The sequence below is a fragment of the Bacillus cereus group sp. BceL062 genome, from assembly GCF_051780025.1.
Classification (GTDB): domain Bacteria; phylum Bacillota; class Bacilli; order Bacillales; family Bacillaceae_G; genus Bacillus_A; species Bacillus_A toyonensis.
Window position 1 is genome coordinate 168,935 of the sequence record NZ_JBPWGY010000005.1, and the last position, 12,519, is coordinate 181,453.

Genomic DNA, 12,519 nt, shown 5'->3' on the forward strand with positions numbered 1-12,519 from the left:
TTATACATTCATTTTGAATTTATATATATGTTTAGTTTTCTATACTCATTTTTTATACTGAAATAAAAAAGAGACAACTAGCGTTTAAAAAATTCGATATTTTGCTAGGTTTTTTCCTTATGCAAAAATGTCAATCATCGCTAGGTTTCTTTCCTGTACTTTCGTATTCAAACTATAATTCTAGAAATCACGTCTCCCAAACCCCAAGGATATTAAATCCTTGGGGTTTTTTGATTTTTTTAGGAGAGGTGAAGAGAATGACTGATCAAGAATATATGAGGATTGCCTTGCAATTAGCTAAGGGGACATCAGGACAAACGAGTCCGAATCCTATGGTTGGTGCTGTTGTTGTAAAAGATGGAAACATCGTCGGAATGGGCGCTCATTTACGTGCTGGTGAAGAACACGCGGAAGTTCATGCCCTTCATATGGCTGGTGAGAAAGCAAAAAACGCTACCGTCTATGTAACACTTGAGCCGTGTAGCCACTTTGGAAAAACACCACCTTGCTGTGAATTACTCATCGAAAAGGGAGTTAAGCGCATTGTCATTGCTACCCTTGATTGCAACCCGCTCGTTTCTGGTAATGGAAAAAAGAAATTAGAAGAGGCAGGAATCGAAGTAACTACGGGTGTTCTTGAAACGGAAGCAGTTTTATTAAATCGCTACTTTTTTCACTACATGAAAACGAAACGCCCATTTGTCACGATAAAGACCGCGATGAGCTTAGATGGCAAAACAGCCACTGTAACTGGTGAAAGTAAGTGGATTACTGGTGCAGAAGCACGCGCTGACGTTCACCAATATCGCCATACACATGATGCAATTCTTGTTGGAGTGAATACAGTTATAGCCGACAATCCACATTTAACAACAAGAATTCCAAATGGCGGGAAACATTCTATTCGCGTTATTTTAGATACCCATTTACGAACGCCACCATCTTCTCATGTCATAACAGATACTTTAGCACCGACATGGATTATTGTAGGTAAGGATGTAAATAAAGAGAAAATAGCTTCTTATGAATCTAAAAATATAGCGATATTCCAAATGAAAACGAAGCAAATTGAAATTCAAGATGTTTTAGATCTACTCGGTGAAAAACAAATCCTGTCTCTCTTCATCGAAGGTGGACAAACTGTTCATGCAAGTTTCTTACAAACAAACAATTTCAATGAAATTGTAACCTATATAAGCCCGAAATTAATTGGCGGGAAAGGTGCTCCTACTCTTTTTGGAGGACACGGTTTTTCAAAATTACAAGATTCGCTTTCCTTGAAAATTCAAGAGATGAAACAAATTGGCGATGATATCAAAATTGTTGCGACTGCCCGAAATGAGGTGACGAAATGTTTACAGGAATTGTAGAAGAATTAGGAACGATCACAAACATGCAACAAAGCGGAGAAGCGATGAAATTAACGATCCATGCAAATGAAATTTTATCTGATGTCCATTTAGGTGATAGTATCGCGGTTAACGGGATTTGCTTAACTGTAACGAGCTTTACAACTACTTCATTTACAGTTGATGCAATGCCTGAAACGATGAAATCAACATCACTTCGCCTGCTTAAATCACACTCTAAAGTAAATTTAGAGCGAGCCATGGCTGCAAACGGGCGCTTTGGTGGACATTTCGTTTCAGGACATATCGATGGCATCGGGACAATTTTAACTAAAAAACAACATTACAATGCCGTCTATTACAAAATAGCAATTTCCGATGAATTGCTACGCTATTGTTTGCATAAAGGATCCGTTGCTGTTGATGGAACGAGTTTAACGATATTTGATATAGACGAATCTTCCATAACAATTTCACTCATCCCACACACAGTAAGCGAATCTGTCATCGGAGAAAAGAATGCCGGAGATATCGTAAACATTGAGTGTGACATGATTGGTAAATATATCGAACGCTTTATTTCTAAACCTGTAAAACGAACGGGGTCAATGTCCGAAAGCTTTTTACAAGAAAACGGATTTCTATAAGGGGGAAACATAATGTTTCATCGTATTGAAGAAGCTCTAGAAGATTTAAAACAAGGAAAAGTCGTTATCGTATGCGACGATGAAAACCGAGAAAATGAAGGCGATTTTATCGCTTTAGCAGAGTATATTACGCCAGAAACAATTAATTTTATGATTACACATGGTCGCGGCCTCGTTTGCGTACCGATTACGGAGGGGTACGCAGAGCGCCTACAATTAGAACCAATGGTATCTCATAATACAGATTCACATCATACTGCGTTTACAGTGAGCATTGATCATGTTTCTACAACAACAGGGATTAGCGCTCACGAACGTGCAACTACGATACAAGAATTGTTAAATCCTGCATCTAAAGGTGCTGATTTCAATCGACCTGGACATATCTTTCCATTAATCGCGAAAGAAGGCGGTGTCCTTCGCCGTTCAGGTCATACAGAAGCTGCTGTCGATTTAGCAAAACTTTGCGGAGCAGAACCTGCTGGAGTCATTTGCGAGATTATTAATGAGGACGGTACGATGGCACGTGTACCTGATTTACTACAGTGCGCAAAACAATTTGATATAAAAATGATTACGATAGAAGATTTAATTGTTTATCGCCGCCATCATGAAACACTTGTGACAAGAGAAGTGGAAATTACCTTACCTACAGATTTCGGTAGTTTCCAAGCAATTGGCTATTCTAACTCATTAGATACGAAAGAACATATTGCGCTCATAAAAGGTGATATTTCAACAGGTGAACCGGTGCTTGTACGTGTTCATTCTGAATGTTTAACAGGAGATGTATTCGGTTCATGTCGCTGTGATTGCGGACCACAACTCCATGCAGCACTTGCTCAAATTGAGCGTGAAGGAAAAGGTGTTCTTCTTTATATGAGACAAGAAGGACGAGGCATCGGGCTTCTTAATAAGCTTCGCGCTTATAAATTGCAGGAAGAAGGATTCGATACTGTAGAAGCAAATGAAAAACTCGGCTTCCCTGCTGACCTTCGTGATTATGGTATCGGCGCTCAAATATTAAAAGATTTAGGCTTACAAAGTTTACGATTATTAACGAATAATCCAAGAAAAATTGCTGGCTTACAAGGTTACGATTTAGAAGTAGTCGAGCGTGTACCGTTGCAAATGCCAACAAAAGAAGAGAATAAAACATATTTACAAACGAAAGTAAACAAATTAGGACATTTATTAAACTTATAATCAAAGGAGAGATTTATTATGGTATTCGAAGGTCATTTAGTTGGTACAGGATTAAAAGTTGGGGTTGTTGTTGGACGTTTTAATGAATTTATTACAAGTAAATTACTTGGCGGCGCTTTAGACGGATTAAAACGTCACGGCGTAGAAGAAAATGATATTGATGTCGCTTGGGTTCCTGGTGCATTTGAAATTCCTTTAATCGCTAAAAAGATGGCCAGTAGCGGAAAGTATGATGCTGTTATTACTTTAGGTACTGTAATCCGTGGAGCTACTACACATTACGATTACGTTTGTAATGAAGTAGCAAAAGGTGTTGCGTCTTTATCACTACAAACTGACATCCCTGTTATTTTCGGTGTATTAACGACAGAAACAATTGAACAAGCGATTGAACGTGCAGGTACGAAAGCTGGTAATAAAGGATATGAATCAGCCGTTGCTGCCATTGAAATGGCTCACTTATCAAAACAATGGGCATAAAAAAAGAGGCTGCGGCCTCTTTTTATTTTTTCGCTTTTTTTCGTACATCTTTTATTAATTCATTCATCGTTTTTCCTTCTGTCTTTATATGAAGTGCTTGCGCTGTTCTCCATACATTCTCTCTTTTTTTCGCTTCTTCTATAATAGTAATTTCTTTTCGTACTTCCTTTAAATCTTTCCCTTCCGTTTTCAATCCAAAATGTTCAGCTTTCGTTCGAAAATGTTGTTCAATTCTTTGTTGCATCTCTTTTTGTTCAGGATTTTCAGCGGCCTTAACTGGATCAGTACTTATTGCTTTTATTAAAATTAGACAGGTCATAATCGCTAATATGTATTTGTGCATGTAAAATCCTCCAACCCAATATAAAATACATATTTACTATGTACAACTAGGGCTTGGAAAATTCGTCCGCAAAAATTCTTTTTCTCACTCAAAACCCATTCGTATCAAGTGATAATAGCCTTTTATTACATTTTATTTACAAAAAAAGCAAACTCTTTTACAAGTTTGCTTTTTCCTCTATCTTATAGTGCACATTCCTCAATCTCAAATCCTAAATCTTCAATCATACCCCAGTCTGCAGTTGGCTCTTGTCCAGCTGTCGTTAAGTAATCCCCGACAAAAATAGAGTTTGCTGCAAATAAGCCGAGTGGCTGTACAGAACGTAAATTAATTTCGCGACCTCCTGAAATACGAATTTCTTTTGTTGGGTTTACGAAACGCATCATCGCCAATACTTTTAAACATTCTACAGGTGTTAACTCTTTTTGTCCTTCAAGCGGTGTGCCCTTTACAGCAACGAGGAAATTACACGGAATAGAATCTGCATCTATACGTTGTAATTCAAATGCTATTTCAGCACGTTCTTCAATTGTTTCTCCCATTCCAAAAATCGCCCCAGAGCATGGTGAAATACCAGCTTGTTTCGCTTTTTGAACCGTATCAACACGATCGTCATACGTATGAGTTGAGCAAATGCTTTCATAATTGTTTTCATGTGTATTTAAGTTGTGGTTATAACGATGAACACCAGCTTCTGCTAAGCGTCCTGCTTGATCTTCGTTTAAGAAACCTAAACAGCAACAAATCTTCAAATCTGTCGTTTCACGAATTTCCTTCACAGCCCCAATTACGTGATTTACTTCTTTATCTGTCGGTCGACGGCCAGATGCTACAATACAATATGTACCCGCTTTACGGCGAATTGCTTCATGTGCTCCTTCTACAATCTTCTCCTGCGTTAACCATGCATATTTATCAATTGGTGCTTCTGAAATAATAGACTGTGAACAATACCCACAATCTTCAGGACATAAGCCAGATTTCGTATTAATAATCATATTCAATTTTATTTTCTTACCAAAATGATGATGACGAATGATGTAGGCTGCATTCATAATTTCTAAAACTTCTGTATCATCAGCTTCTAATATTGCTATTGCATCTTCTTTCGTAATCATTTTCTCTTCTACTACGTCGTATGCAAGTTTTTTCCAATCCCTTTTTGTTTGTACTTGTTTCATTTCATCTCTTCCCCTCTTTTGTTATATACGTAAATAAAGCATGATATGTTGCCATTATCCCTTCATTTCCCGTGAAGTCTCTTTCGTATATACGAAGCATCGCACGAAAGAGTGAGGGACTTTGGCAATATGATTCTTCATTACTATTGGTCGCTCCTACTTTTCGAATAGAATGCAGAAACTCTCTAACTTCTGCAAAACTCTCTATGTAACATGTTTCAGAAACATGTACATCCCCTGTTTCTATCTTGCATATATGGCGTAACTGATCTTTCGAATAAAAACGTTGACCTATCACTATTTCATTTCGTATATTTTTTTCTTCTTTCGCCCTCCGAAACGAATTGTGAAGCTCTTGAAAAGTTTCTTGTCCAAACGTTGAAAAGAGTAGTATCCCATCTGCAGACAAATGATGAAATAGATTTCTAATCACTTGTTTTAAATCATTTAGCCATTGAAATGTAGCATTTGAAATAATGACATCATATGATTCTTCTAATCGTAATCGTTCGATATCTTCACAGTGAAACGTTACATTTTTTACATTTTGTCTAGTTTTCGCAACCGCAATCATACTTTCAGCAAAATCAATAGCTGTAATATGCGCTTTTGGAAATAAGTTTGATAATTTCTCTGTGACATAACCTGTCCCGCATCCAAGTTCTAAAATACGTATCGATGAATTTGCACTATATCGTCGATTCAGTGTAGAAAGTAATGAATGTGCCATCTTTTTTTGTACATTTGCATATTGATCGTAAGATACAGCTGCCACGTTAAACCGTTTTTGTAGTAACGTTTTGTTGATCATGTCGTATCCCCTCTACAAATTGAATTACCTCATTTGCACAATATTCAAAATTCGTTATACATAATGCGTGTCCTGCCTCACTTACTACCTTGAGTGTTACATTTGTATTGTCCGCCATACTATGAGCAGCAGACAATGGACATATTACATCCTGCTCTCCATGAATAAATAGTATAGGTGCTTGAATTTCTTTCAGCTCTCCTCTCATATCTGTTTCTATTAAATAATCCAAACCTAATTGTAAAGACTGAATAGAATCCCCTTTAAAATGTTTTACAATATCTTCAAAACATTTATTCTCTTTCAACTCATCTTTCGTAAACATATTTTCATAGAACCGCTTGAGCGTATCTTCTTTCTTCCCCACCAAATTCTTTTTCAGCCGTTCTACATGCAAAGAATTCCATCCACTTGTATAGTCACTCGTATTTGTAAATTTAGCAGTACCACCAATTAATACGATACCTTTCGCCTTAATCTTTTTATAGGCTTGAATTGCCGCTAAAGCTCCTAATGACCATCCAACTAAAATTACATTTTCATCATGCGCTACATCTATTATTCGTTCCGCAAACTCGCCTATCTCTTTCACGTTACGCCAATCTATGCATTGAACAGGATACTCTTTGAAATACGGAAGTACTAAATCCCAAACATTTTCTTCCATTCCCCATCCAGGGATAAAAATAATCTTTAGCTCTTTCATACGAAAAGCTCCTCTTCTTTGGCAATGTAAATAATTTGGTCAATGGCCCATTTTAAATCAGCTATTGTATGTTGTGACGTAACAGCAAAACGGACCCGGGAACTATTAATTGGAACCGTCGGTGGACGAATTGCAATTGCTGCGATGCCTACCTCTTGTAATCTTTTACTAAACCGTAAAGCATTTTCATTTGAACCGACTACAATCGGTACAATATGAGTTGAGCTATTCCCAATATCAAAACCAGCTTCTCGTAAATGGGTTCTGAAATATGCACCATTCGCTATAAGACTCTCTCTTCTTTCGTTATCTTCTTTCACAATTTCAATTGCTTTTCGTATCGCCCCTAATATTCCTGGTGGTAAGGCTGTAGTAAAAATAAAGCTTCTCATCATATTTCGTAAATACTCTATATAAATTGCATCGCCTGTCAAATACGCACCATAGCACCCTAAAGCTTTACTAAACGTCCCCATATGTATATCAATTTTTTGAGAAATGTCTTTTTCTATATGAGATAACCCAGCTCCATCGATTCCATATATTCCACTCGCATGTGCTTCATCAACTATAATGATTGCCCCATATTTCTCCTTAAGCTGCACTAATTCTCTCAAGTATGCAGTATCACCATCCATACTAAAAACAGTATCAGTTACGATTAACTTCCTCTTTTCAGATGACGCTATTTTCAATAACTTCTCTAAATGATCCAAATCATTATGACGATACCTTTTATGTTCTGCGCCGCTTAATATAATTCCATCAACAATACTTGCGTGATTTAATTTATCACTAAAAACAATATCGTGACGACAGGCTAAAGCAGATATAGCACCTACATTTGCTGTATATCCACTATTTACAATTAGTGCTCTTTCAGTACCTTTCCAGTTGCATACACTTCTCTCAACCTCTTCATACAATGGATAATTTCCTACAACGAGGCGAGAAGCAGTCGCACCAGTTCCATACTTTTTTGTACACGCAATAGCAGCTTCTTTTAATCTTTCATCTCCAGCTAATCCTAAATAATTATTTGACGCTAAATTTAACAACCTTTTTTTATCTCGAATAAGCCACGTCTCTTCTGCTTGCTCTGTTACATGCAAATTACGATACTGTCCTTGCTCATGTAATTGTTGTAATTTAGATTGAAGATGTGTGCGCCACGTTTGATTCATTTTGAATGAACTCCTCTAATTTTGAAATCATAATATGTTCTTTTGCTGATTCCAATAATTTTTCCCTAGTAAATTCACCTTCAAGAAATGGTAATAAACCTAAAACTGGTACTCCACTTAACTCCTCAATCATTTCTTTATTTTCTTGCACTCTTTCTTTGTCACATTCTTTACAACTAGACAAAATTACACCTGCTACTGTTAAACCGTGTGCCTGTGCATAAGAAATTGTTAAGACAGTATGATTGACTGTCCCTAGCGTAGGGCGAGCTACTATAATAAGAGGCAACTGTAATTGTTTTGCGAAATCAATTACTAAACTATCTTCAGTATATGGGACTGCAAGCCCGCCTGCCCCTTCAACAAATACGCTATTAAACTCTTTTAATAGTTCTTCATAGTGCCTCATAATGTCTTTTAACTTTACGACTCTTCCAGCTCTTTTCATCGCAAGTCTCGGAGCAAGCGGTTCTTCAATGGAATAAGGACAAATTTCATCTTCTTTTGTCGGTACACCCGATAATGCTTTTAATCTTGCTGCATCTCCCTCAGGGTTTGATGCAACATGTCCACTTTGCAACGGTTTATATACCCCTACGTTATATCCCAACTCTCTATATACACCTGCTAACGCACCTGCAACCACAGTTTTTCCAACTTCAGTATCTGTTGCTGTTATGAAAAAACAGCTCATTCTTCTCCCTCCGTAACATCTGAGATTGCTTTATATAAAATGCGTAACATATCATCTATCTCATCAATTGTAGAAGCAAGAGGAGGCATAAATACAATCGTGTTACCGAGCGGTCGTAAAATCATGCCAAGATCTCTTGAGCGTTTACATACTTGCACACCGACTCTTTCTGTCCATTCAAACGATTCTTTCGTTTCCTTATTCTTCACTAGTTCAATACCAATCATTAACCCGCACTGACGAATATCACCTACATGTTTATATGCAAAGAGCGCTTCTAATTGCTTGGCTACATATTCTGTTTTACGTGCAACATCTTCTATTAAATTTGTTTTTTCATATAATTCTAGATTCGCAATTGCTACTGCACACCCTAACGGATTACCTGTGTAACTATGACCATGGAAAAATGATTTTTGTTCCTCATATTCTCCTAAGAAGGCATTATATATTTCGTCTGTCGTTACCGTAACTGCAACCGGTAAATAACCACCTGTTAAACCTTTCCCAGCGGTTAAAATGTCTGGCGTCACATTTTCATGTTCACATGCAAACATTTTTCCAGTGCGCCCAAATCCCGTTGCTACTTCATCCGTAATAAATAAAACATTATATGTTGTACATAAATCCCTTAGCCCTTTTAAGTATCCTTTCGGCATTGTAATCATACCGCCAGCTCCTTGCATTAAAGGTTCTACAATAATAGCTGCAATTTCTTCATGTTTTTCTTTCAGCATTTCTTCCATTTCTTCTAAATGTTTTTTTACAATTTGTTCCTTATTATCTCCATAAGGAGAACGATATGTATATGGATACGGCATTTTAATTGCTTCAAATAAGAGTGAACTATACACTTGGTGAAACAAGTCTATTGCTCCTACTGAAACAGCACCAATCGTATCACCGTGATATGCTTCTTTTAATGTAACAAATCTTTGTTTTCTCGGTTTCCCTTTATGTTGCCAATATTGGAAAGCCATCTTAATTGCAATTTCAACAGCTGTAGAACCAGAGTCTGAATAGAACACCTTCTTCAATCCTTCTGGTACAACCTCAATAATTCTTTCTGCTAATAAAATTGATGGAACGTTAGCAAGTCCTAACATAGTAGAATGAGCAATTTTATTTAATTGCTCACGAATTGCTTCATCTAATTCTGGCACTTGATGTCCGTGAACATTTAGCCAAATAGATGAAACCCCATCCCAATATTCATTTCCATTTACATCGTATAGCTTTCTTCCCTCTCCACGTTCAATAATGACAGGATCTTCTTCTAAATAATCTTTCATTTGTGTAAATGGGTGCCATACGTAAGCTTTATTTTTCTCTGATAATTCTTCATATGTATAAGATGATTTTTCAGTCGTATTACTATTCACAGTCACAATTGTCACCCCTAATGTTAACTAGTTTATAGATATAGTTAACATTAAATCCAAAAGACTGTCAATTATTTTTAAATTAAACAGTTCTTAAAAAAGAACAACTTATCATACGATAAGTTGTTCTACTTTCCATGCTGTATCTTTCCGATTTCTAAAATAATCTCTTCATCTTTTTTTCCTTCTGTATCAATTCCCAGTTGTTTTGCATGCTCAATTAATAAATCATGACGCTTCTCAAATCTAGCTGTGTTTACTTCTTTCGTAATTTCCTCTTTTGTTTTCTCATCAGTAGAAACTCCTAGTTTCGCAGCTGCTTTTTCCATCGACTTCTTCTCTTCCGTTTCTTTCACTTTCTTCACTTCTGATTGCTGGATTTGCTTTTGCTTCACCTGCTCTGATTCAGCTGCAAAAGCTGTGTAAATTCCAGCACTTCCGCCAATGACTAGTAAGGTGGTAAAAAGAATTAGTTTTTTCTTCACTCTTTTCTCCCCTTTCGAATTCATTATAACGCACATTTTTCAATGTTAAAACCTATCTCCTTTATTTCCCTAAAAAAATATTACACATTTTTATTGACATGTATGATGAATATATGATAAAAATTTAACTAACATCATATGAATCGGCGTTGATAGGATTTAGTAGTATTTCGATTTCTGATTTCAGAGAGCTGGTGGTCGGTGCGAACCAGTACAGAGCGAATTATGAATTACCCCCTGGAGCTTCTTTTACGAAACGTAAGGAGTAGTGAAAGACGGTTATAGACCGTTATGTCTAAAGAGTGGTGAAACGACACTGTTTCACAATTTAGGGTGGTACCGCGAATTTTTCGTCCCTGCATATATTGCAGGGGCGTTTTTTATTTTATTAACGCATATCATACGACCCTTTATTTTGTGATACATTCATTTTACAAGCTAGGGTGGTACCGCGATTTCTTCGTCCCTGCATAATTATATGCAGGGACGTTTTTTTATCCAATCATTTCCGTATCATATAGAAGTATTAACAAATTACCGGTAATTTGTCAAAAAATTCTAAAATTTAAAAGGAAATATACAATATTGGCGAATTTTATATAAAAAAGGCTATTCTCGATTAATTAGGAGGGGAAAACAATGGTTTCAAAAATTGAATCTGTTCTTTTAACAATTTTTATCTTTTTCTGTATTGGTTTTAGTGTTATTCAATTAGAAGTTTCACCGCATATCCCGATTTTATTCGGTATCGTTATTTTATTAGCGTTTGGGTTTATGAAAAAAATCTCTTGGTCTACTATGGAAAAAGGGATGATCAGTAGTATTTCAGCGGGGATTCCATCTATTTTTATTTTCTTACTTGTAGGCGTATTAATTAGTGTATGGATCGCAGCTGGAACAATTCCAACTTTAATGGTATACGGCTTCCAACTTGTATCTCCGAAAATTTTCGTTCCAACTGTTTTTGTTGTTTGTGCGATTGTTGGAACGAGTATCGGTAGTGCATTTACAACTGCTGCAACTGTAGGACTTGCCTTTATGGGCATGGGTAGTGCTCTTGGATACGATCCAGCGCTTATCGCTGGTGCAATTATTTCTGGTGCATTCTTTGGGGATAAAATGTCTCCTTTATCTGATACAACAAACTTAGCTCCTGCTGTAACCGGTGTAGATTTATTTGAACATATTCGTAACATGCTTTGGACGACAGTTCCAGCTTTCATTATTGCTTTTATTGCATATTTCATTTTAGGCAGTGGATCTGGAGGCAATGTTGATTTCACATCCTTTATTAGCACGTTAGAAAAAAATGCAACAATTTCTATCGTTACACTTATTCCAATTTTATTACTGTTCCTATTCGCATTCAAAAAGGTTCCAGCAGTTCCAACATTACTTGCTGGAATCGTAGTAGGAATCATTATTCTCTTTATTTTCAAACCTAGTACATCTCTAACTGATTTAATGAAAATTATGCAGGACGGTTACGTTTCTAAAACTGGCATAAAAGATATTGATAGCTTATTATCTCGCGGCGGTTTACAAAGTATGATGATGTCCGTTGCCCTTATTTTCCTAGCTCTTTGCATGGGAGGATTACTACAAGGGATGGGTATTATCGCGCAGCTGATGAATATCATCTCTAGCTTTGTTAAAAATAGTACACGCTTAATTATTTCTACTGCTTCAACTGCAATTGGTGTAAACTTCTTACTCGGCGAACAATACTTGTCAATCGTTTTAACAGGACAAGCATTCGCTAACAAATACGATGAAGTCGGTTTAGAACGTCGTAATTTATCACGAGTACTAGAAGATGCTGGTACAGTAATTAATCCACTCGTACCATGGGGTGTAAGTGGCGTATTCTTAACAAACGTCCTTAGCGTTCCAACATTCGATTACCTGCCATACGCAATCTTCTGTTTAGCTTGTCCAGTTGTAACCATTATCGTCGGCTTTACTGGATTCGGTCTTTCATGGAAAAAAGAAAAAGCAGTACCAGTTTCATAATATACAAGTAAAAAAAGGATTACCGATTGCGGTAATCC

General features: G+C 36.7%; 13 protein-coding genes and 1 other annotated feature. Of the genes, 5 read left to right on the forward strand and 8 right to left on the reverse strand.

Going from position 1 to position 12,519, the window contains the following annotated elements:
- Positions 1–257 precede the first annotated feature (257 nt).
- The 4 genes from ribD to ribH are packed head-to-tail and all read left to right on the forward strand — an operon-like array spanning position 258 to position 3,682.
- Complete coding sequence (ribD, locus tag ACS2MN_RS14130) at positions 258–1,370, forward strand: bifunctional diaminohydroxyphosphoribosylaminopyrimidine deaminase/5-amino-6-(5-phosphoribosylamino)uracil reductase RibD (RefSeq protein WP_087949732.1); 1,113 nt, start codon at positions 258–260, stop codon at positions 1,368–1,370.
- Entirely contained in the window at positions 1,352–1,996 is a 645-nt protein-coding gene (gene ribE / locus ACS2MN_RS14135; RefSeq protein WP_000493925.1) for a riboflavin synthase subunit alpha, read from the forward strand. Before ribD ends, ribE begins: the two co-directional genes overlap by 19 nt.
- Positions 1,997–2,008: 12 nt before the next feature.
- Positions 2,009–3,202, forward strand: coding sequence for a bifunctional 3,4-dihydroxy-2-butanone 4-phosphate synthase/GTP cyclohydrolase II (ribBA, locus tag ACS2MN_RS14140; RefSeq protein ID WP_087949735.1), 1,194 nt, complete (start codon positions 2,009–2,011; stop codon positions 3,200–3,202).
- 18 nt (positions 3,203–3,220) lie between these two features.
- Entirely contained in the window at positions 3,221–3,682 is a 462-nt protein-coding gene (gene ribH / locus ACS2MN_RS14145) for a 6,7-dimethyl-8-ribityllumazine synthase (protein ID WP_000230897.1), read from the forward strand.
- Between the two features lie 22 nt (positions 3,683–3,704).
- Here the strand turns inward: ribH and ACS2MN_RS14150 are convergent, their stop codons facing one another.
- The 8 genes from ACS2MN_RS14150 to ACS2MN_RS14185 all read right to left on the reverse strand — a co-directional run bounded on the left by ACS2MN_RS14150 (position 3,705) and on the right by ACS2MN_RS14185 (position 10,468).
- A complete protein-coding gene (locus ACS2MN_RS14150) occupies positions 3,705–4,025 on the reverse strand; it encodes a hypothetical protein (RefSeq protein WP_098709630.1) in 321 nt (106 codons plus the stop codon).
- Between the two features lie 182 nt (positions 4,026–4,207).
- Positions 4,208–5,206: a biotin synthase gene (gene bioB, locus ACS2MN_RS14155; RefSeq protein WP_000815851.1), complete on the reverse strand. Its 999-nt coding sequence runs from the start codon at positions 5,204–5,206 to the stop codon at positions 4,208–4,210.
- Position 5,207: 1 nt separating this feature from the next.
- On the reverse strand, positions 5,208–6,017 hold the full coding sequence (gene bioC, locus ACS2MN_RS14160) for a malonyl-ACP O-methyltransferase BioC (RefSeq protein WP_087949736.1): 810 nt from the start codon (positions 6,015–6,017) through the stop codon (positions 5,208–5,210).
- Positions 5,983–6,723, reverse strand: coding sequence for an alpha/beta fold hydrolase (locus tag ACS2MN_RS14165; RefSeq protein WP_087949737.1), 741 nt, complete (start codon positions 6,721–6,723; stop codon positions 5,983–5,985). Before ACS2MN_RS14165 ends, bioC begins: the two co-directional genes overlap by 35 nt.
- Positions 6,720–7,907, reverse strand: coding sequence for an 8-amino-7-oxononanoate synthase (gene bioF, locus ACS2MN_RS14170; RefSeq protein ID WP_098709628.1), 1,188 nt, complete (start codon positions 7,905–7,907; stop codon positions 6,720–6,722). The genes ACS2MN_RS14165 and bioF overlap by 4 nt, the downstream gene beginning before the upstream one ends.
- Complete coding sequence (gene bioD, locus ACS2MN_RS14175) at positions 7,873–8,601, reverse strand: dethiobiotin synthase (RefSeq protein ID WP_438894711.1); 729 nt, start codon at positions 8,599–8,601, stop codon at positions 7,873–7,875. The genes bioF and bioD overlap by 35 nt, the downstream gene beginning before the upstream one ends.
- A complete protein-coding gene (gene bioA, locus ACS2MN_RS14180) occupies positions 8,598–9,989 on the reverse strand; it encodes an adenosylmethionine--8-amino-7-oxononanoate transaminase (RefSeq protein WP_224992971.1) in 1,392 nt (463 codons plus the stop codon). Before bioA ends, bioD begins: the two co-directional genes overlap by 4 nt.
- Before the next feature lie 122 nt (positions 9,990–10,111).
- Positions 10,112–10,468 carry a hypothetical protein gene (locus tag ACS2MN_RS14185; RefSeq protein WP_000727842.1) on the reverse strand — a complete coding sequence of 119 codons (357 nt, stop codon included), beginning with the start codon at positions 10,466–10,468 and terminating at the stop codon, positions 10,112–10,114.
- A 140-nt stretch (positions 10,469–10,608) separates the two neighbouring features.
- Positions 10,609–10,829 (forward strand) — a binding site (T-box leader).
- A 278-nt stretch (positions 10,830–11,107) separates the two neighbouring features.
- On the opposite strand from ACS2MN_RS14185, the gene nhaC reads away from it, so the two are divergent.
- A complete protein-coding gene (gene nhaC, locus ACS2MN_RS14190; RefSeq protein WP_000253727.1) occupies positions 11,108–12,481 on the forward strand; it encodes a Na+/H+ antiporter NhaC in 1,374 nt (457 codons plus the stop codon).
- Positions 12,482–12,519 lie beyond the last annotated feature (38 nt).

Bases quoted from the DNA above. Each gene is read 5' to 3' on its own strand.
- ribD (WP_087949732.1), top strand. From the start codon at position 258: ATGACTGATCAAGAATATATGAGGATTGCCTTGCAATTAGCTAAGGGG.
- ribE (WP_000493925.1), top strand. From the start codon at position 1,352: ATGTTTACAGGAATTGTAGAAGAATTAGGAACGATCACAAACATGCAA.
- ribBA (WP_087949735.1), top strand. From the start codon at position 2,009: ATGTTTCATCGTATTGAAGAAGCTCTAGAAGATTTAAAACAAGGAAAA.
- ribH (WP_000230897.1), top strand. From the start codon at position 3,221: ATGGTATTCGAAGGTCATTTAGTTGGTACAGGATTAAAAGTTGGGGTT.
- ACS2MN_RS14150 (WP_098709630.1), bottom strand. From the start codon at position 4,025: ATGCACAAATACATATTAGCGATTATGACCTGTCTAATTTTAATAAAA.
- bioB (WP_000815851.1), bottom strand. From the start codon at position 5,206: ATGAAACAAGTACAAACAAAAAGGGATTGGAAAAAACTTGCATACGAC.
- bioC (WP_087949736.1), bottom strand. From the start codon at position 6,017: ATGATCAACAAAACGTTACTACAAAAACGGTTTAACGTGGCAGCTGTA.
- ACS2MN_RS14165 (WP_087949737.1), bottom strand. From the start codon at position 6,723: ATGAAAGAGCTAAAGATTATTTTTATCCCTGGATGGGGAATGGAAGAA.
- bioF (WP_098709628.1), bottom strand. From the start codon at position 7,907: ATGAATCAAACGTGGCGCACACATCTTCAATCTAAATTACAACAATTA.
- bioD (WP_438894711.1), bottom strand. From the start codon at position 8,601: ATGAGCTGTTTTTTCATAACAGCAACAGATACTGAAGTTGGAAAAACT.
- nhaC (WP_000253727.1), top strand. From the start codon at position 11,108: ATGGTTTCAAAAATTGAATCTGTTCTTTTAACAATTTTTATCTTTTTC.